The sequence below is a fragment of the Nostoc sp. genome (assembly GCF_036917435.1).
Classification (GTDB): Bacteria; Cyanobacteriota; Cyanobacteriia; order Cyanobacteriales; family Nostocaceae; genus Nostoc.
Map to the genome: position 1 here is coordinate 1 of NZ_JBALDM010000015.1, position 19897 is coordinate 19897.

15 protein-coding genes are annotated in these 19897 nt (G+C 40.7%); 5 read left to right on the forward strand and 10 right to left on the reverse strand.

Translation table 11 applies throughout. The features are described 5' to 3' along the window. The coding region (locus V7K98_RS06745; protein ID WP_335020090.1) for a hypothetical protein at positions 1-245 on the reverse strand (245 nt) is incomplete at its 3' end. A 502-nt stretch (positions 246-747) separates the two neighbouring features. Between V7K98_RS06745 and acsF the strand changes: the two genes are divergently transcribed. Further along, on the forward strand, positions 748-1824 hold the full coding sequence (gene acsF, locus V7K98_RS06750) for a magnesium-protoporphyrin IX monomethyl ester (oxidative) cyclase (protein WP_335020092.1): 1077 nt from the start codon (positions 748-750) through the stop codon (positions 1822-1824). Between the two features lie 177 nt (positions 1825-2001). Here the strand turns inward: acsF and V7K98_RS06755 are convergent, their stop codons facing one another. The 4 genes from V7K98_RS06755 to V7K98_RS06770 all read right to left on the reverse strand — a co-directional run bounded on the left by V7K98_RS06755 (position 2002) and on the right by V7K98_RS06770 (position 5756). Next, entirely contained in the window at positions 2002-2250 is a 249-nt protein-coding gene (locus V7K98_RS06755; RefSeq protein ID WP_335020094.1) for a hypothetical protein, read from the reverse strand. Between the two features lie 2 nt (positions 2251-2252). Beyond that, the gene (locus tag V7K98_RS06760; RefSeq protein WP_335020096.1) at positions 2253-3104 is read right to left on the reverse strand and encodes a hypothetical protein; all 852 of its coding nucleotides are present in this window, start codon (positions 3102-3104) and stop codon (positions 2253-2255) included. 164 nt (positions 3105-3268) lie between these two features. Continuing rightward, entirely contained in the window at positions 3269-4045 is a 777-nt protein-coding gene (locus tag V7K98_RS06765; RefSeq protein WP_335020098.1) for an RNA polymerase sigma factor SigF, read from the reverse strand. 880 nt (positions 4046-4925) lie between these two features. Continuing rightward, the gene (locus V7K98_RS06770) at positions 4926-5756 is read right to left on the reverse strand and encodes a photosystem II manganese-stabilizing polypeptide (protein ID WP_335020100.1); all 831 of its coding nucleotides are present in this window, start codon (positions 5754-5756) and stop codon (positions 4926-4928) included. Positions 5757-6572: 816 nt separating this feature from the next. On the opposite strand from V7K98_RS06770, the gene V7K98_RS06775 reads away from it, so the two are divergent. Continuing rightward, positions 6573-6923 (forward strand): hypothetical protein, encoded by a 351-nt coding sequence (locus tag V7K98_RS06775; protein ID WP_335020102.1) that lies wholly within the window; start codon positions 6573-6575, stop codon positions 6921-6923. Positions 6924-7026: 103 nt separating this feature from the next. Here the strand turns inward: V7K98_RS06775 and V7K98_RS06780 are convergent, their stop codons facing one another. The 3 genes from V7K98_RS06780 to V7K98_RS06790 are packed head-to-tail and all read right to left on the reverse strand — an operon-like array spanning position 7027 to position 13513. Next, the gene (locus tag V7K98_RS06780) at positions 7027-12072 is read right to left on the reverse strand and encodes an nSTAND1 domain-containing NTPase (RefSeq protein WP_335020162.1); all 5046 of its coding nucleotides are present in this window, start codon (positions 12070-12072) and stop codon (positions 7027-7029) included. Beyond that, complete coding sequence (locus V7K98_RS06785; RefSeq protein ID WP_335020104.1) at positions 12069-12200, reverse strand: hypothetical protein; 132 nt, start codon at positions 12198-12200, stop codon at positions 12069-12071. Before V7K98_RS06785 ends, V7K98_RS06780 begins: the two co-directional genes overlap by 4 nt. Further along, positions 12182-13513, reverse strand: coding sequence for a P-loop NTPase fold protein (locus V7K98_RS06790; protein ID WP_335020106.1), 1332 nt, complete (start codon positions 13511-13513; stop codon positions 12182-12184). The genes V7K98_RS06785 and V7K98_RS06790 overlap by 19 nt, the downstream gene beginning before the upstream one ends. Positions 13514-14366: 853 nt before the next feature. Between V7K98_RS06790 and V7K98_RS06795 the strand changes: the two genes are divergently transcribed. The 3 genes from V7K98_RS06795 (at position 14367) to ftsZ (ending at position 17443) form a co-directional block, all read left to right on the forward strand. Next, positions 14367-15221 carry a cell division protein FtsQ/DivIB gene (locus V7K98_RS06795; protein ID WP_335020108.1) on the forward strand — a complete coding sequence of 285 codons (855 nt, stop codon included), beginning with the start codon at positions 14367-14369 and terminating at the stop codon, positions 15219-15221. Between the two features lie 560 nt (positions 15222-15781). Further along, entirely contained in the window at positions 15782-16072 is a 291-nt protein-coding gene (locus V7K98_RS06800) for a hypothetical protein (protein WP_335020110.1), read from the forward strand. A 54-nt stretch (positions 16073-16126) separates the two neighbouring features. Continuing rightward, entirely contained in the window at positions 16127-17443 is a 1317-nt protein-coding gene (ftsZ, locus tag V7K98_RS06805) for a cell division protein FtsZ (RefSeq protein WP_335020111.1), read from the forward strand. An 845-nt stretch (positions 17444-18288) separates the two neighbouring features. Here ftsZ and gshB read toward each other — a convergent pair. Continuing rightward, on the reverse strand, positions 18289-19254 hold the full coding sequence (gene gshB, locus V7K98_RS06810; RefSeq protein WP_335020113.1) for a glutathione synthase: 966 nt from the start codon (positions 19252-19254) through the stop codon (positions 18289-18291). Positions 19255-19446: 192 nt separating this feature from the next. After that, entirely contained in the window at positions 19447-19710 is a 264-nt protein-coding gene (grxC, locus tag V7K98_RS06815) for a glutaredoxin 3 (RefSeq protein WP_335020115.1), read from the reverse strand. Positions 19711-19897 lie beyond the last annotated feature (187 nt).

The following is a 19897-nucleotide window of genomic DNA, read 5'->3' on the forward strand; positions in this document are numbered from 1 at the left end:
TTAAGTTGAATGCTACTACCAACTGTTGTGTTACTTGGTGCAGAGACATTTTGAACTATTAAGTCTGGTGCAGGTGTCGTTAGAGAAATCGCACTGGCAAAAACATTATTGTTTTGAGAAGCAGTAACATAGCCATTCTGATTGAAATTTAACCCATAGCTATTATCAGTGCTATGTAAATTGATATTTGGATTATTTCCGAGAATACTATTTGTATTGATGAGATTATTTTCAGTAGAAAGCATCGATTACTCCATTAAAAGTTAAGTATTTTGGCAAAACAAATCCGACAGCCTTTGCAATTTCAAAGGTTGAAAGTCGAATATTTGTTACTCACAAAAATTAAATCAAATACTGATACATTTATAATACGTGTGCTGTAGCGGAGATACTGTAAACTTAGTGTAAAAAATTACTTTTCATTATGAAGTTACGCAATAAATAAATTGTTAAAGTAGGACATGATGAATGCTGTTGTGCCAGTTGTCTAAATCCTGTCTCCGATTCTTGGTTGCGTAAACATTGAATTATTGTTGCAACTCTTAATCTTTTGCTTACAAATTTCTAACCCGCACCTTGGTAGACTGAACTTTATACAATTGGATTATTATGGGCTGTTAAGCTTTAACAGAGCATTACCTTTGGCTTTCTGGTGAGGCAGTCGCTCGGAGGGGTTTTCCCGTATGAAGAACTGCACCAAGCCGGAGGGTCTACTTAAGATAATAAAGACGAAAGAGCAATCAAGACATGGTAGATTCCCTCAAAAAACCAGGCTTTGAAGAAATCCGGCCAGGGATTAAAGTCCCGGCAAAAGAAACCCTGTTAACACCTCGGTTTTATACTACCGATTTTGATGAAATGGCGCGGATGGATATTTCCGTCAATGAAGACGAGTTACAAGCCATTCTCGAAGAGTTCCGCACTGACTACAACCGCCATCACTTTGTTCGGGATGCGGAGTTTGACCAATCCTGGGATCATATTGATGGCGAAACTCGCAAGTTGTTCGTTGAGTTTCTAGAACGTTCTTGTACGGCAGAGTTTTCTGGCTTTTTGCTATATAAAGAACTTGGCCGTCGCTTAAAAGGAAAAAGCCCCGTATTGGCAGAGTGTTTTAACCTGATGTCACGGGATGAAGCACGTCACGCTGGCTTTTTGAATAAAGCTTTGTCGGACTTTAATCTGTCCCTAGATTTAGGGTTTTTGACTAAGAGTCGCAGTTACACCTTCTTTAAACCGAAATTCATCTTCTACGCCACCTATATTTCTGAGAAGATTGGTTATTGGCGCTACATCACTATTTATCGCCATTTAGAAACACATCCCGAAGACCGGGTTTATCCAATCTTCCGGTTCTTTGAGAACTGGTGTCAGGATGAAAACCGTCACAGTGATTTCTTTGATGCGGTCATGAAATCTCAGCCGCAAATGTTGAATGATTGGAAAGCACGGCTGTGGAGTCGGTTCTTCTTATTGTCGGTGTTTGCGACAATGTATCTCAATGACATCCAACGTAAGGACTTTTACGCCACCTTGGGATTGGATGCACGAGAATACGACATCCACGTAATTCAAAAGACTAACGAAAACGCCGGTCGGGTGTTCCCTCTGATGCTGGATGTAGAGAATCCAGAGTTTTATCAGCGCTTGGATACTTGTATCAGCAATAATGAAAAGCTGAGTGCGATCGCTAATTCCAACACTCCCAAATTCCTGCAATTGTTCCAAAAACTGCCGCTTTACATCTCCAACGGCTGGCAGTTGTTGCGGCTGTACCTGATGAAACCAATTGATACTGTTTCTGGTCAAGGTGGAGTTCGCTAAATCATAACAGGTTTGCGAAAGCTTTAGTGGCTCTGCTGATTGCAGAGCCACTTTTTTTGTGCAGAATACGGACAATTCATCAATTGTCCCTACCTAACCGCCACTTAATCATTCACGAACAACAAAATTCCCGACTTCTCTAAGAAATCAGGAATCTGAGGCTTCAATTTTTACAAATCAAATAGGAACATAGCGATTTTGATAGTAAGCCAAAATTTGGTTAAATCGTTGCCGACTTTCTAAACCAGAGTTTGCTGTCCACGAAATGGACAAGCCACCAATTTGACTTTGATTGTAATCAAACTGTTGGGATGATTGGGGAATTAAATCCACTTCTACCCCTTCGATTTGACGCAAATGAGCTGCTATCTCTCTGTAGACAGCTAAAGGCAAACCAGCGAATTCAATTTTTTCTTTAGTCTCCATCTCTATGAAGCTCCAACATTAAAAGGATTTGAGGAGGGCGTTGCAACTGAAACAGGATTACCATTAGCAGATGCAGCTGATGGCGTTGAGTTGACAGGCTCTTCCCCTACCATTTTGGCAACTTCGATACCAAATTGTTCAAGAATTACAATCGGATTGGAGCCTCCATTCATTTCAATCCGTTTAATCAGTACACCATTGGCTAACCTCTGCCCAGCTTGCACATAGCGACTTGTGGGTTCATCTGGTACTTTGATAATTGCCTGCGGTTCATTACTAATTAGAACTACACCACTCACAATAACTGCCCTTGCTAACTCAGGTTGTGCTGGTGGTGGCAATACAGATACTAAAGTCGGGTTGGAGACAACTTGAGGTAAAACTTTAGGTAAGACTGAAGTCAAAATAGGATTGACTTTTTTTGGTATAGAAGCAATGTTATTTTTCTTCTGATTTGAAGCTATGTTGGGTGTTGGAAGTTTTCGTACCACTAGCGATGCAGTAGGTAGCTTAGGCACCACAGGAACTGGTTTTCCAGGTGTTGTAGAAACTCCGAGAACCGTCGGCCCTAAAATTTGTGCGAACGGGTCAGTGCGGTTTTTTGATATCAGAATTAACCGTTCCCGCTCTGTAGCATTAGTGGATTGAATCAAGCTAGCAGATGCAGGAGTAACTTGTGAAACCTGTTTGGCAGGTATCACTGGATTCTTAAAGGATTGAGCCGCCGATGGCGACTTTGCGGCTATTTTGGGAATCGGCGCAGGATTGACGGCTTGTGGTGTATCTTCAGAAGCACATCCTGCGATCGCTAAGGTTAAAATAGCTGCAATTGTAATTTTTGAATTTCTGCCCATGAGCTGTTCTCAAAAGCCATTGGAAAATTTAAAAATGGAAATCAACATGCCTGAAATTTGTATCAAAGGCAAAGTATGTTCCCTTTATAACCTAATTTTTTACATTTCAAGGGTTATTTTTAGCACTAGCAGCCCAGCATAACTGCGGATTCAGTTTTTTGCAGTTAATCGTCTGCTACACCCATAAGCTGTTTCATCAAATCCAGACCTTTCTTGACTCTACGGGAAACTGTGACGACACTGATTCCTAGATGTTCTGCAACTTGTTTTTGTGTCAAATCTTGTAAAAACACGCATTCCAACACATCGCGGGTACGTTCTTCAAGCTGAACTAATGCTTGTTGCAAGCGAAGTTGATCTTCTTGTGCCAATTGAAAGCTGCGATAGTGAGGATCTGGAACCAATTCTCCCAAACAAGTAGAGCCTTCTTCTCCATCTTGGATTGGTACATCAAGACTCAAGGGAGCGCGGTTTATCCAGGCTAACTTAATTTCTTGCCATTCGTTTGGAGAAATTTCTAGTGCTGTTGCTAATTCGGTGTCTGTTGGTTGGCGATTATGCTTTTCACGCCAAGAACGTGACACTCCTATTGCTTGCTGTTGCAGTGCTAACCACTTCCGAGGAATTCGCACAGTGACACCTTTATCTCGGAGATAGTGTTGAATTTCACCCCGAATATAGGGAAGAGCATAGGAACTAAAGGCGTGTCCCTTGGAAAGTTCAAATTTTTCAATTGCTCTGATTAAACCCAAACATCCAACCTGGATCAAATCATCGTAGGTTTCATGACATTGATTCGTCCAGTAGTGAGCTTCTTTTCTCACAAGTCCAAAATTGAGTTTTACTAGTTGATTGCGAACATTTCCTGACCGAGATTGCTGATATTCTCGCAACAACTGCCAAATTTCATGTTTGAGTTCATTGGTGACTGTGGTAGGCATTGCACCGTGTCTATTGAGTAAATTAACAATCAATTACTCACTTTTAAATTCAGCTGCGATCGCACGAGATTAAAAACGATATCGTGCTATGTGTAATAGCAAATACTATGGTAATAAAAACTTTTTTAAAGAAAATTCCATAGATTTGCTTGACAATCGAGCAAAATTTAAATGGGCGAAATTGGTATTTAGTTTGTTATTTATCTTGGGGATAATCTGTAGCTGTTTTTAGAACTACATAGAAATAAAATATAAAATTAATCACTAAATATCAAACCGAGATTTTACTTAACTTTAATTAATTAATGATGAAGCTAATTTCTATAAATAAAACAACAGTAGTCGGAATTTTGTTAGATAGTAAAAGTTTGATTTACAGTAAAATTACTTGTCATTCAACTCATATTCAACCAATCATTAAAAATTACTAATAATATTGGGAAAATAGTATGTATATTTACGTAAGCCAATACAACAAAAGTTATTCTGGCCATTTGTTGTAATAAGGAGATATTGTGAGGCAAAATATCACTCAATACGGTTGGGTTAAGGGCTATTGGTAAAAAAATTTGGTTTTTGAGACGCGATAAATCGCCCTCTCTACAAGTGTTTTGGTCTTATCTGAACTGTATTGCTTTATAAAAAACCTGTCTACCACCCTGAAAAAAGGCAGGGCTGTTTCATTCTTTCAAAGCCTCTTGAAAAGATGGGGACAAGAAAAGGCAGAATTTTTCTCTTGTCTCTTTTCGTTTCTGTAAGGCTTCTATCGGAATGAAACAGCCCTGAAAATGGGGGCAAAGAAGTTAACTTTTGTAATTAAACCTGATATTTACAGAATTGTAGTTCTGAATGCCAGGTCAGTTATCTAACTCCAGAGAGTTTAGCCACGATTTGGTTCAACCCGTGCAAAAAATAGACCGCGAATCTTGACTTCTTTTGGTTCGCCAGCACCTAAATCTGTATCAGATGGCTGTTCGCTCTCGAAAGTACCAGCAATTTCACCACTAGAGCTATCTACTTTAGCGATTTGCAGAGAAATCTTACCATTTAGATTTTCAGCACGCTTAACGTTAGTGCGGGTAAGTTCTTCATTATCCGTAGCAGGGAGAGCCACAGCATTATCGTAACCACTGACGACACCACGACCTTTAGGATCTAGGAAGGCAGCACCACGATAGGAAGGAACTTTGAAAGTGCCTTCAAAGTCCGTGGAGGTGTTAATACTGCTCAAACTGGGTTGGGTTTGAGCAACCAAGTTTTTGATGGTGAAGAGGAAAGGTACTCGCTCACCGCCAGGAAGTTGTACAGTGATGGCTTGGAAGTCAAGACCATCAGTTTCCGTGAAAGTCAAGCTATTATCTGAGTTGATTTTTAGGTCGCCTTGCACCTGGTCAATGGTGGAAGTGTATCTGGTCAACAATTTACCAGCAACAAATTCTGCTTCTTGGCGTTTATTTGCAGGTTCTTCTTTGATGAAGAAGCTAGTTGGTTCTAAGCAAAGTTCTTTGATGGCATAAGACTGGCTAGAATCAATGGGAATCGAGCCACGGCTTGTTTCTGCTAGTTGGGGGCATTTGTTAGCCAAGCCAGTGCCACGAATTTGGTCGTAAGTGAGTACATCTCTAGTACTAGTAGCAGGAGCATCACTACAAGCAGTGATTAGCCCCAAACACAAAGCGAAGAATGCAACAATTAAAGCGCGATACCTCATGGTCAACCTCAATCTCAAAAATTAATATCTAAGTTGTAAAACTGCATCGAAGCTTTGATTTCTGACGAGAAGCCATCCTTGATCGGACACTGCGTTGCTCTGATTGCCAGAGTTGAGGCAAATGTTCGGGCGTATAGGTTGGAAGTCGCCACTCAAACTTTTCTCTGCTAAACGTAGTTAAACGTGTCGTTCTCTTGATCTTGGGGTGTAAACCCCAGAGTAAGCCGTACACTGTATCTTTTTGGATGTGTGTAACTAGGGGAGCAAAACCAGAGGTTTTACTGTTGGTGGCATTTGTTAGAGTTGGACGGGTGAATGAGTAAGCGCTACACGGAGCAGCACAAGTGCTTATCTCAAAGAGTGCGAAGAGGGGTGTCTGCTTCGCACTTTGCTTTTGCCAATTGCAAAAGCAGCATCGCCCAAGTCTTTTTGTATCATGTATGTGACGCTACTACATACAGTCCATTGTTTGATGGGTAAATTAGCCAGATCATACGATTTTTTTTAACTCAAAATCAAAGTACTCAAAATCCAAGAAAGTCTCGTCTCGATCGCATCTAGCTGACGTGGAAGCTATGTTAAACTTTACCGCTCCGTCAAAGTAGCGATCGCAATTGCTTTTAATAAAGATACAAATCTAGTTATATTCAACCTTTACTTAGGCAGTGAAGGCATGGGCGATCGCGGTGAGTGGAGAAAAAACCATCTAGAAGCCTACAGCAGGTTCATTTTCTCGACTCCTAGTCTAGAGTAACTAGGGAAAATTAAAAATCTCCGGTAAATTTGAGTTGACCTCATTTATACGGAAAGGCTGGGATGAACGATCACAAAAATCTAGAATCAGGGGAGTTGTCCTGTAAACTGCAAGCGATCGCAACTGTGGTAGGTGATGCAGTTCAGGGTTGTGAAGGTGATACTGTAGCTCTTTTGGCTTTGCTTAGGCAATTAGAACAGTTACACCGAGAGATCCGGGATGGGGTTTTTCAAGAGAGTTTGCCTGTTAACCGTCGGCAACTTTACTCGCTGCTGAAAGATATTGAGTCTGAGGGAGGCTGGCCTTATATTGAGCGTATGAGACTACAATCCTTCTTAGCGAATTTACCACAAGAGACTCCCCAAGAAAATAGCCGTGAAGTTTTAAAGAGCGATCGCTCCTTTGCTGATTAGCTCGGAATTAACAACTCTGATCGCCTCATCAACCGCTAAACCAAGAGCGGTTGCTCATTGAGGCTTTAAGAGTGATTAGTTAATAATAATTTTCCGCCTCTACTTAAGATTTGCGGGTTATGCCATCACAAAGAAGGCGATCGCGCTCCTCAAGGTTACGGTTGTGCTTAAGGTAATCACCCACCCAGTCGCAACCACGAACCAGCAGATCGTCAAGATTTAAATTCCACAGAATTATCGTGTTGTCATTACTAGCTGATGCTAGTGTTTGACCATCTGGGCTAAAACTAACACTTAACACTGGGGCACGATGCCCATTTAGACTTTTAATTAATTTGCCTTCATGACTCCAGAGTTTCACTGTACTATCCCAACTGGCGGCGGCAAGCAATTCACCATTGGGACTGAAAGTTACAGCATTGACGCTATCGCTATACCCCTTTAACAAGGTTTTTAACAACGTACCATCCCGTCGCCACAGTTTCACGGTGTTATCCCAACTGGCAGAAGCCAGTAATTCATCAGTGGGACTAAAGCTGACACCTAACACCCAACTGTTATGGGGTGAAAAAGTTTTGAGCAACTTGCCTTCACGGTTCCAGAGTTTTACAGTTTGGTCATCACTGGCGGAGGCTAAAATCTGACTATCAGGGCTGAAATTCACACTATTTACCCAACCTTGATGCCCTACTAATGTTTTGAGTAACTTACCTTGACGGTTCCAGAGTTTCACGGTTTTATCTTTGCTAGCTGATGCCAAAAACTGACCATCGGGGCTAAAATTCACGCTCATCACACTATCGCTATGTCCGTAGAGAGTCATGATTAAAGTACCGTCAAGCCGCCAAAGTTTCACAGTTTTGTCATAACTTCCTGAAGCCAGCATTTCACCTTTGGGGTCAAAACTGACACTAGGAACTTTATTTTTGTGACCAAATAAAGTTTTGTAAAGCCGGGTTTTGAACTCGCCATTACTGGTGTATCGTTGCCAAAGTTTTATGGTGCGATCGCTACTACCAGAAGCCAGCATCTGGCCATTGGGACTCCAAGCAACGCTCAAAACTCGATCCTGATGCCCTTTCAGAATAGACGGTGTTGGGGCATTTAAACTCCATAGTTTCACGCTTTTGTCGAAACTTCCTGAAGCCAGTAATTTATTATTTGGACTGAAAGCTAAACTAACAACAGCATCGCTGTGTCCTTTGAAGGTTTTGAGTAAAGTACCAGTGATACTCCAGAGGTTTATGGTATTGTCTTCACCTGCGGAAGCTAACTTTTTACTATCGGAACTAAAGCTCAAACTCCATACCGTACTGCTGTGTCGCCGTAAATTTTTGTAAAGACGAAAGTCAAAACCGTCTTTACTGTCGTTAATCTCCCTCTGCCAAAGTTTCACTGTCTTATCTCGACCTGCTGACGCTAAAAATTTCCCGTCAGGGCTAAAAACAGCTACAATTACGCCCTGCCGATGTCCTTGCAAAGTTGTAACCAGGCTGCCATCTCGTCGCCAGATTTTTACTGTCTTGTCGTCGCTGGCGGAGGCGATGAATTGACCATCGGGACTAAAGTTTACCCAGTTAACCCACCCGCGATGTCCTCTCAGGGTTTTTACTAATGTGCCGTCTTTGCGCCAGAGTTTTATAGTTCTATCCTTACTGGCAGTCGCTAACAAGTCACCATCAGGACTGAAATTAACGCTATAAACCCAATTTTTATGTCCTTGCAGGGTTTTATATGGTTTGGGGTCGAATTTACCAGTAACCGCGTTTTTGTGCCAAATTCGCACTGTTTTGTCGAGACTTGCGGAAGCCAGCGTTTGACCATCTGGGCTGAAACTTACACTGGTAACAGCATCAGTGTGACCTTTGAGGGTTTGAAGTAAAGTACCATCAGGATGCCAAATTTTCACCGTCTGATCTCGGCTACCTGATGCTAGGGTTTCACCATCTGGGCTGAAAGTTACTCCCCAGACAATATCAGTATGCCCTTCCAGGCGGTTGACTTCTGTTACTCCATAAACAGCTTGTTGTAGGGCTGTAACTACCCGCATTCGAGTATCTGGTTGCACTCCATCTGCCTGTTTCAGTCCTCTCCAAGCCCGCAAACTCTCTAATAAAGCATCAAATTCTTTATTAGACGCAAATAGAGCTTCACTAGCAGCAGTGATTCCACTAATGCTCAAGTTGGTTTCACTGCGTTCGGCTCGTAGAGTTTGGCGAATTGCTGCTGTTTTTTGCAAGTCGGCTTGCCACCATAATGCTGCTATTGTTCCCCCCATGATTGCCAGCATTACGCCGACAATCCGTGCTTCTCGCAGTCGCCGTTGCAACACCAGATTAAGTTGCTTTTGACTAAGTTGTTGGGCGACTTCTGCTTTAGTTTTTTGAAGTTTGATTTTTTCAAATTCAGCGAGCATACCATAGTTGTTTTTTTGGCGAATTGGCTCAACTAGATAATCGTGAACTAGCTGGTAGCGATCGCCTAATTCTTCTCTGACTCGCAACACCAAACCTGAACCCACCAATATTTCTAAAATCAGTTCCCCAACTGTGTCAAAACTTGATATTGTATCTATATCGTGGTTATTAACTAATGCAACTGCTAAATCAGTTTTAGTTTTTAATGGTCGCGTCCCTTTTTCATCAGTTAACTCAAATAATAATTTCCAACTTAACTCTTCATTCTCTTGACCGCAATCTTTGATTACTTCCCCAAGCCAGCGTTCAACTAATTTTGCCGAGCCGCCACAAAGTTTGTATTGTCCAAGAGTGGTAATGTTTTCTATTTGTAATTGAGCGCCAACTATTTGTAATTCAATTGGATGTACTTCATCTAGTTCTCCTGTCAAATCCTGGACTAATCGGTTAATTAATTCATCACTCAGTTCATAATGCGAACGTTGAGTAAGACTGTGAATTATGGCTTTAGCATCCTGGCTAGAGAATTTTCCTAGATAGTAGCGAATATCCTTATCGAGAATATTTTTATTAATTACGCCTAAATCATATAGTCCAATACTATTTTTTTGGCTCAAACGTTCAAATTCTAATAAGTAATGTAAATAATCTTCTCTTAAGGAAAGAATAATTTTTACATAAGAGATATTTAAACATTCACTAAAGAATTGATAAAATTCAATTCTTTGCGTGGGAGTATTACTAATAAAGAAAAATTCTTCAAACTGGTCTAATATGATAATTATTGTATAATTCCGCTCGGTTGCTAACCGAATTTTTTCTAGCAGTATAGTAGGTGTAGAGTCAGGATTAAGTGATATTCCTGTGTATGCCAGCACTTGGTTTAGGCTGCTGATTAAGACTGTGAGCCAATCAGTATAAACAGACAAAACAATAGGGATAGGAATGCGTTCTCCGATCACTTTTCCTATCAATGCGGGGACTAGACCGGCTTTGAGGATTGAACTTTTACCTACGCCTGATGGCCCATAAATTACTGTGAGTTTATAGTCAGCACGACTAATTCTTTCAATCAAACGATTGACATCTTGCTGTCGTCCAGAAGCAGATATTTCCTGAGCAACTCCTTCAGGAATAAACGGTATTTTGTGAGGTTCTAGGGCTGGGTTAATTCTCGCTCGTTGCGGCTGTAATTGACTTGCCCCAATAAAAGCACGAAAGCCATACTGATGTTCTATTTGAATTTTTTCTTGCTTTAGTTTAAAAGCTTCTGTATAGTTATGACGCTCAAAAAAGTAAAGCGATCGCAGTTCCTCTAAAATCTCTAAATACAGTGATGGCTGATGTTGTAGCTCACAAACTACCCTGGCCCATTCCAGGTTATTGATAGCTTCCTCTGGCTCACCTAGATGCCTCTGTGTACGTGCTAGCAAGAGCAGATACCAACTTTCTTGTCGTCGTCTTCGCAAAGCATCTCCCAGAGAAGCTTGTATTACTTCTTCGGAAATAGAAAGTGCTGTATTCGCTAATTCATGAGCTAGTACCCAATTCGACTCAGAAGCTGCAACATTTGCCAAAAAGCCATAATTTTGAGCAACTTGTACGGGAGTTCCATAATTTTTATGTAGATATAATGACTTTTGAGCTAATTTTTTTAAGTCATCCCAGGCTTGTAAACGTTGCAGCATTTCACAAGCGGGCAAAATAAATTTAGCAACTAAGTCTTCTCTTTGTACCCCTTCTAATATGTCTAGACATTGTTTAAACCACAAGAGAGCGTGTTCGCAATATCTACTATTGCTATTGTGGTGCAAATCTGCCATTCGGTGATAACACAGCCCAAGATGGAATAGTACTATTGCTTGCTTGAGTAAAGAGGAGGAAAGGGTAGGATGAGAAGATGGGAGAGGCAAAGAAGAATTACTTTCCAACTCTGCTACTCTCTTCGTTTCTTGCTGCCATAACGCTAGGCTTCTTTGATAATTGGCTAAAGCACCATTAATTTGATCGTTGGCATATTTATCTCGCCCTAAGACAAATTCTAAACTAGCTTCTAATCCTGGTGTTAATTTAAAACCATATAGGCGCAATAAATCATTACGGGCTGATTCTATTTCGTGGCGGGGTTGAGACTTAGGATCTAAATCTAGGGAAGCATTAGATAAAAATGTTTCGGCACCTGCTTCTAAAACTTTGGTAAATAGAGATTCTGCTTCTTGATGAATCAAAGCAATTAAATCTACTTTTGCCATTTCAAATTTAATTGTGGTTGCAGCCCAACTTTTAAAATCAGGGGCTAATCTAGACAGCAATGATGCCACTTCATCTTGTAGCCACAAGACTACTGGAAATGGAAAAGTCGCAGCATAAATATCTCGCGCTTGGTTAATACCTGTAAGTAAGTTTTCTAGATCGAACACTGACTCAATACCAAAAATCATCACAGCATCTGGCAAAGAGTCTGTGGCGACAGCAGGAATATCAAGAGATAGTTCTGAGACTATTGTGTTGTGTAAGGAAGTAGTTGATGAATTGAGAAAGATTTCTCTAATATTGATATCTTTACTGCTTGAGCGAATGTTTTCTAACATCTGCTTACGTAAGTGCCCATAGTTACACCGAACTAAAATTAGGGCAAATTGACCTTCGGATAGTGCGATCGCTCTAATCAGTCTTTCCAAGGTATGCTGATTTTCTCTTGTGTGGATGTGTAGTTGCTTGTCAGTAGTCATTGGTTGTTGGGCATTGGGCATTGGGCATGGGGCATTGGGCATTGGGCATTGGTTATTAGTCCAATGGCAAAGGACAAAGGACTAATGACTATTAACTTACCCAGGACTATTACTTCTTTTGCTGCCAAGCTAAAACTTTTTCTGTTTCTGCTAGGGCTGGACTGATGCCAAACCAGCGCCCCGCAGGATCACGATATTCAAATAAATACATGCTTCGTAGTAAGCTTTGATAGTCAGACTCACCTTTAACTCTCTGTTGCTGAACCACTTCAAACAATAATTCCCACTGGGATTCATCAATAGCTAATAGCAAATCGTCGCGGTAGTCTTTAATGACAGCTTCTAGACAGTCCCTAGAAAAAGGTGGATCTTGCCGTTGCAGGCAGCTATAAAGTAAACCCAGTAAGTTACGAATGTGGCCACCGCTAACGCGACATATCCGATCCAAGGTTTGGGAATGATCGAATAATTCTGTAATTAATAAAAGCCTTTCATTCAAAGGAACTTCTGGAAAAGCTCTTGCTAAGACTAACTGGCGTACTAGTGACATTCCTGGTTCGTAGTCACTGCCATCTCTTTGCCGCACTAACACCATCGGCAGTACTTTTGGTGCAATCCCTCCCCCCAAGCGGTTTTTTAGTGTTTCATACTCATTGGAGAATATTAAGGTTAGGGGAATGGTGTAAACTAGGTGGCATTTGAGTCGGCGTAACTGTTCGCCTCGGTCGATGAAAAGATATTCTGGTTGCGATCGCCCCGATGCTAACGGACGCATATCTACTCGATCCAAATTATCTACGATCACTACCAGTCCTTTTTGACCCCGTAGCTTTAGCTGTTCAACAGCCCTTTCTAAAATTTCTTCGTTAATCGCTTGCAAAATACTATTGGTACGTGGCTCCAAATATTGCCTCAGTTGATTCCGCATCTGCGTGCTATCTTTGGTTTTGGCGGTAATTTTGGCAATACCCAAAGACAATTCTGCTTGTCCAGAAAGCTCTATGGGGGTTTGCAAAAAATCTCCTACTTCTTTAAACAAATTGTTAAAGTAACCACCTTTGAGTTTGATGTTAATCCCTTCTAAACTGGCACTGACTTGACGGGCTACACTCAGTAAAATATCGCTGATATCAATATCTGCCATATCTAAGTCTTGACTGGACTCAAAATAAACTACATGAAATCCCGCTAATTCGAGTTCTGTTTTGAGGCGCTGCAATTCTGTTGATTTACCGCAACCAATATGACCTGTAAATAACTGGCAGGTTGGCTCATCAGGAGAAATCCGAACTATAGTCCGTTGCAATTCTTCGACAATCTTGCAACCACGGACATCAGCAAAATCTATATAATACTGGCTATCTAGCGCGTTACTTATGTTAAGCGTGTAGCTTGGGTTACATGCTTTATAAAAACGTGACAAATTGAATGTCGTTTTCATGTACGTAGATGTGTGTAGATACAGTTTAATTCGTATTTTTTATACCAACAATCTCTAACCTGAAGTAGGCGCACGATTAATTCGCAAGTTGGTAGTATCTTGCAGAAGTCAGCACTTATTACAGGAGTACTGTCAGTAGTATGGTAGAGATTTAATTGACCCTAATAACCTTAAGCATATTTGTCCTTTTTACACCTGCTAATGGGGTTTTGACAATCTCTAACTTTTGTTTGAGGCATAAACCTTTATGGCTGAGTTAATCAGTAAAAAAAGCTACTACATTGTATAGTTCCCAGTTTATATAGCTGATGAGGTATAACTAGTACAAATTATAGCAATTTATACAGAGATTCAGGACTACTTAGTTCTCATTTCACATTCTATTTGTCAATAAAACAAAATCAGAAATATTTAAATTAATTTAGAGAAAAAATATTTGATAAGCACTTGCCAAAAAGACAATGGTGAGTTAAGAATGGACACCGGAAACTTTCATAGGAAGGATTACTAGCACCATGTTAGTTCTGTACTTACTGTAAAGTGTTACTAAAAATAAAAAAAAGTCTTGAGGAGAGCGCCTAACAAAAAATATAAGAACCTCACCCCGCCAAAGCTACGCTTTGTCTCCCCTCCCCTTGCTAAGGAAGAGGTTGGGGGTGGGGTGTTAGGGACTTTTGCAAGAGGTCTAGTGTTTTCGTTAACTAAACACACTGTTTTGTCAAAGATAGGACTTACGCAAAACCACACGCGGTAGGGGCAATTCATGAATTGCCCCTACCTGAGAATAAGGGTTTTGGCTAAAATTTTGCGTAAGTCCTAAAAGAATTTGGACTGTAACGAGAAAGGGGTTTGAATGGCTGGCATAATATCGGTTTCCCGCACAGATTTAGCCCAGCGTCGTAAGAAATTACGGCAACGGCGGCAGATGAAAATTATTCAAGCTATCTGGCGAACTTTTGCCATTACTGGTTTGGCAGGTGGATTGCTGTGGGTAGCAGTTCAACCAGTATGGGTATTAAAAACTCCCAAACAAGTAGTGATGAAATCAGGCAATCAATTACTGTCTGATGAGACAACTAAATCCCTGTTGGTGCTATCTTACCCTCAATCTTTGTGGCGGATTGAACCAGATGCGATCGCAAACTCTTTGAAAAAACAACCAACTATTGCCCAAGCGATCGTTAAACGCCGCCTATTCCCTCCTGGATTAAATATCGAAATCCAAGAACGAGTCCCTGTAGCGGTGACTCAAACCCCAAGTGTACAAAATCAAGGCACTGGCAACAAAAAAGTCACAATCGGTTTACTAGATGCAAGTGGGGCCTGGATACCTTTAGAAAAATACACATCACTGAATCCCACTCGGAAATTACCCAATCTTAGAGTAATTGGATCGCCAAAACAATACTGTCTCGACTGGACTCAAATTCATCAAGCTGTAAGCCAAAGTACCGTAAAAGTGATGGAAATTGATTGCCAAAATCCAGCAAATTTAATTTTGAAAACAGAACTAGGAAATGTACATCTTGGTGTTCCAGGCCCTCAGTTGTCTGAACAAATTAAGGTACTCGCCCAAATGATCCCTTTAACAGCAAAACTCAATTCCGGCCAAATAGAGTATATTGATCTGAAAAATCCCGAAGTTCCATTAGTACAGATGAACCAAAAAGACCAAAAATTAACTCCCAAAAACCCTAAAAATATTTAGTGTGTTTAATGTATTGATAGCTCCTAGTAAATTAAGAAGCTTTATGCTGATAAATATATTTATTATTTTCAGTTTTCCGGCAACCCGCATGAAAATCGGCATTAACTTCTAATTAAAATGAGAAGATCAATCATAAAATCTCTCTTGTGAGGAAAACACTCTCAATTGTTACCTTAACATCTAAATAGTAGGGTGCAAGATGTCAGACAATCTAACTTTGGTCTGTTGAGGATACTTCCAAAGACAGTTTACTGAAATTAAAATCTGTAATTTAAAGTACTGTAGAAAGTTGCGTAAATGCTGCTTTTTGGGAGTCATTTTGGACTGTTCTGTAACATAATTCCTAATTTGGTTACTAAACCTCTAGGAAATCTTGATTTGTTGACCACACTAGTGAGGGTTCTCGTAAGATAGACTGTTGCTCCAACAAAGTGTCCATTAAGACTCCCCAAACAGCAAATTAATCAGGTATAGTCTGACAAGTAAATTCTTGCTGACTTAAACCTTAAGAATAAGTAAGTTTCAGGTGATTTTTGTGTCTAAAGTTGCAATTATCCCCAATGGTGAAACCTATTAACAATATTATTGAGGCAGATAACATGGGCTGTAGTGTGTCTTTAGAACTTATTTTCTCTGATCAGAAGAATGAAGAAATTAATGTCTGGTTGAAGTTATACAGTTCACTTTTAGATAAATATAGGTATACTTCTCTAGAATTGGCTGTGGGATCGGCTGCATTAAAAGCTTATCCCATAGCAAATTTTCGCACTGTCAATTCTGTTAGGCTTGGCAGTAGTGAAAACAATAAAGAACAGTGCCATCGTTTTGTGGCAGTGTCAAACTATAGTTGACTCTTAAGTGAATAACACCTGAAAAAGTCGTTTATCTACCCTTTCACAAATCCAATGACACTTGATAATAACCAAGGACTCACGTATAAAAATTCCCAATCCCCAGGACAGCCTGGGCTTTCTCTGGCAGTTAACTCGACCAATCCCTTTAATAACTCTGGAATGAACTTCGGACAAAATCACGAGAATAAGAAGATTTTTACGGAAAATAGCCGAATTGGTGAGATTGTTCCTGGTCGGGTTGCCAACATTAAAGTAATCGGTGTCGGTGGCGGGGGTGGCAATGCCGTTAACCGCATGATCGAATCTGATGTCTCTGGTGTAGAATTTTGGTCAATTAATACTGATGCCCAAGCTTTAACTCTGGCAGGCGCTCCCAGTCGATTACAAATTGGACAGAAGCTAACACGGGGTTTAGGAGCCGGTGGTAATCCTGCCATTGGTCAAAAGGCCGCTGAGGAATCACGAGACGAAATTGCTACAGCTTTAGAGGGTGCTGACCTAGTATTTATCACTGCTGGTATGGGTGGTGGTACTGGGACTGGTGCAGCCCCAATCGTGGCAGAAGTAGCAAAAGAAATGGGCGCTCTTACTGTTGGCGTAGTCACACGTCCATTCGTTTTTGAAGGTCGCCGCCGCACCAGCCAAGCGGAACAAGGGATTGAAGGGTTAAAAAGTAGGGTAGATACACTGATTATTATTCCCAATAACAAACTGCTGGAAGTGATCCCCGAACAAACACCTGTGCAAGAAGCTTTTCGCTATGCAGATGACGTGTTGCGTCAAGGGGTGCAAGGTATTTCTGATATCATCACGATTCCCGGTTTGGTAAACGTTGACTTTGCTGATGTCCGCGCTATTATGGCAGATGCGGGATCAGCATTGATGGGAATTGGTGTCAGTTCTGGGAAATCTAGAGCCAGAGAAGCTGCGATCGCAGCTATTTCTTCACCATTGCTAGAATGCTCTATTGAAGGCGCTAGAGGGGTTGTATTTAATATCACAGGTGGTACTGACTTGACTTTGCATGAAGTGAATGCAGCCGCAGAAGCAATTTATGAAGTAGTTGATCCCAACGCCAATATTATTTTTGGGGCTGTAATTGATGATAGACTCCAAGGCGAGGTAAGAATTACTGTAATTGCCACTGGATTTACAGGTGAAGTGCAAGCTGCGGTACAACAAAGCGTAGCTAGCATTCGAGTAGCGCCCAATACCTCAAAGCGACCAACAACACAACAACCCGCAGTTAATCCCCCAACCTCAACTCCAAGTGGAACTCCAACTCCAACTCCAATTCCAGAACCAAAAGAAAAACCTGGATTGGATATACCTGACTTCCTGAGAAACCGATCAAAACCACGGAATTAAAAGATTTTGGATTTGAGATTTTAGATTAAATTAGCAGTATTAGGTTAGGCTGAGTGCTCTATAAAATCTGTTAGTTTCAGGGTTTTACCAAAAGCAGGGATAAGCAATCCGTTGCCATCCCTAATTTTGCTAATTGGTAAAGAAACTCATCAACGTTATTTAATAGAATGAAATTGGCCAGGAGTATGTTGGCTTAGATTTCTAGTTGTGCTTTTGAAAGAAAAAATCTGGAAATCTGCCTGACTACGAAGGTTTAAATGTAGCCCGTCGTAGGCATTGCTACTTCTACCACCGCAATCCATTAAACTTATATTCGGTATAAACAAAGCCGCTTGGTTAATAAAGTAAAAAGTAAAAAGTAAAAAGATAATCCCCATAAATAAATCTAGGGGATTTAAAAAGGACGCATAAACAAGTAAAAAGATAAAAGTAAAAAGTAAAAAGATAAAAGTAAAAAGTAAAAAGATAAAAGTAAAAAGTAAAAAGATAAAAGTAAAAAGAAAGATAAATTCAATATTTCTTTTGCCTTTTTACTTTTTACTTTTGCCTTGTACGGATGCCTTGTTTCACAGCATGTTGTGTCGCACTTCGTGCCGCTACGCTAACAAAACAAATCTTTATTTCCTTTTCCATAAATAAATTCAGGGGCTTCAAACCGATTTTATTCCTCTTTCTTTTTACTTCTTGCTTTTTATTTTTGCCTTGTTCGGTGAGTTAACCACGGAAGCGCCCAAAGGAATTCTGTTTGCTGGAGAATGTGATACCAAGTAAACAATAATTTACATTTATTAAAGAGGTAGGGGTCAAATCCGCAACTGAAAAGCTCCTCCTGTCTCCTGCTTCATTCAATTTAGTGACTGTTCAATCCATTGAATAACCTGATGACCAAGATTAGTACCATCAAGGCGATCGATCTCACGAATTCCTGTAGGACTAGTGACATTAACTTCAGTTAAGTAGCCACCAATAACATCTATACCCACAAAAATTAAACCGTCTTGACGTAACCGTTCGGCTACTTGGGTACAAATTTCATTTTCTCTTGGGGTAATTTCGGTTTGAGCGACAGTACCACCAGTGGCCATATTATTGCGAAAATCAGTTCCGCTAGAGAGGCGATTGAGCGCACCAATCGGTTCGCCATTGAGCAGGATAATTCGTTTATCTCCTGCTTTTGCTTCTGGTAGATAGGTTTGTACCATTACTGGGACTCGACCTTGGAGGGTGCTGAGTTCGACAATGGAGTTAAAATTGCGATCGCTCGATTGCAAAAACAAAATTCCTTCCCCAGCTTTATTACCCAGTGGTTTGAGAATTGCTGCCCCCTTTGCTTCCACAAATTGCCGAATAAACTGCTTATCAGCACTGACAATCGTTTCTGGAATCGCCTTGGTAAACTGGAGGGCATACATTTTTTCATTTGCCCCTCGGATGCCACTCGGACTGTTAATCAGCAGGGTTTTATTTTGGTCAATGTAATCCAAAATGTAGGTGGCATAGAGGTAGGAATCATTGACAGGTGGATCTGTCCGCATAAATACGGCATCCATTGTCTCTAAAGAAGTTAAGGAAGAATCGCTCAACTTATACCAAGGATTCGCCGCTACCCAGCGCCCCTCCACCAACTGCACTGGTACAAGTTCGACTCGCTGTAAGACAGCCCAAGCTTTGCCCTCCACCACACTCAGCAGATTTGCTTGAGTTACCCAAACTTCGTGTCCCAGGATCTGCGCTGCTTCGATCAGGGCAATGCTGGTATCATGACATGGGTCAAGCAGATGGATGGGATCAATGATAAAAGCTAGTTTCACCCTTTATACCTCAATCGCCAAGAAATTAAATGGTTATTCAATTATTATCTCTTGACGATCTTACTAATTGACGTACATCTGTACTGCTGAGTAGAAACTGGAGGGTAAAGTCTTGTGGACAGATACTTTTGCGAGAAAAAAGTTCGTAAACAGAGTTGTAGTGGCTTGTCGCTAGCGCAATATCTTCTAAGCTTACACGGAAGTTAGTAACTCATCCAGCTTACCTTGACTGTCTAAAGCGTGGATATCATCACAACCACCAATATGATCGTCATTGATGAAAATTTGTGGTAAAGAACGCCGTCCATTTGCTCTTTGAGCCATTTTATCTCTCGCTGCTTCATCTCCATCGATGCTGTATTCTGTAAATTCAACACCCTTACTCTTCAGCAAACTTTTGGCACGGATACAAAACGGGCAAGTCCTCCAGGTGTAAATTTCTACTTTGGCAGCCATAATTTCCTCAACTTGATTTAATACTTTTTAATTTTATAACTTGTCACTTGCTATAGCGGTTCTATCTCGTTTTCACTTTATCTTCAGAAGGGCTAACTAAATTTGCCACGTTAACTTACTAGTACATCTGAGTCCCTTCCAGAGGTGCTACCCGTAGCTCAAAAATAAAAATCGCTAAAAAGCTCTT

Excerpts from the sequence above, each read along its gene's own strand:
- acsF (WP_335020092.1), top strand. The coding sequence starts at position 748 with ATGGTAGATTCCCTCAAAAAACCAGGCTTTGAAGAAATCCGGCCAGGG.
- V7K98_RS06755 (WP_335020094.1), bottom strand. The coding sequence starts at position 2,250 with ATGGAGACTAAAGAAAAAATTGAATTCGCTGGTTTGCCTTTAGCTGTC.
- V7K98_RS06760 (WP_335020096.1), bottom strand. The coding sequence starts at position 3,104 with ATGGGCAGAAATTCAAAAATTACAATTGCAGCTATTTTAACCTTAGCG.
- V7K98_RS06765 (WP_335020098.1), bottom strand. The coding sequence starts at position 4,045 with ATGCCTACCACAGTCACCAATGAACTCAAACATGAAATTTGGCAGTTG.
- V7K98_RS06770 (WP_335020100.1), bottom strand. The coding sequence starts at position 5,756 with ATGAGGTATCGCGCTTTAATTGTTGCATTCTTCGCTTTGTGTTTGGGG.
- V7K98_RS06775 (WP_335020102.1), top strand. The coding sequence starts at position 6,573 with ATGAACGATCACAAAAATCTAGAATCAGGGGAGTTGTCCTGTAAACTG.
- V7K98_RS06780 (WP_335020162.1), bottom strand. The coding sequence starts at position 12,072 with ATGACTACTGACAAGCAACTACACATCCACACAAGAGAAAATCAGCAT.
- V7K98_RS06790 (WP_335020106.1), bottom strand. The coding sequence starts at position 13,513 with ATGAAAACGACATTCAATTTGTCACGTTTTTATAAAGCATGTAACCCA.
- V7K98_RS06795 (WP_335020108.1), top strand. The coding sequence starts at position 14,367 with ATGGCTGGCATAATATCGGTTTCCCGCACAGATTTAGCCCAGCGTCGT.
- V7K98_RS06800 (WP_335020110.1), top strand. The coding sequence starts at position 15,782 with ATGGTGAAACCTATTAACAATATTATTGAGGCAGATAACATGGGCTGT.
- ftsZ (WP_335020111.1), top strand. The coding sequence starts at position 16,127 with ATGACACTTGATAATAACCAAGGACTCACGTATAAAAATTCCCAATCC.
- grxC (WP_335020115.1), bottom strand. The coding sequence starts at position 19,710 with ATGGCTGCCAAAGTAGAAATTTACACCTGGAGGACTTGCCCGTTTTGT.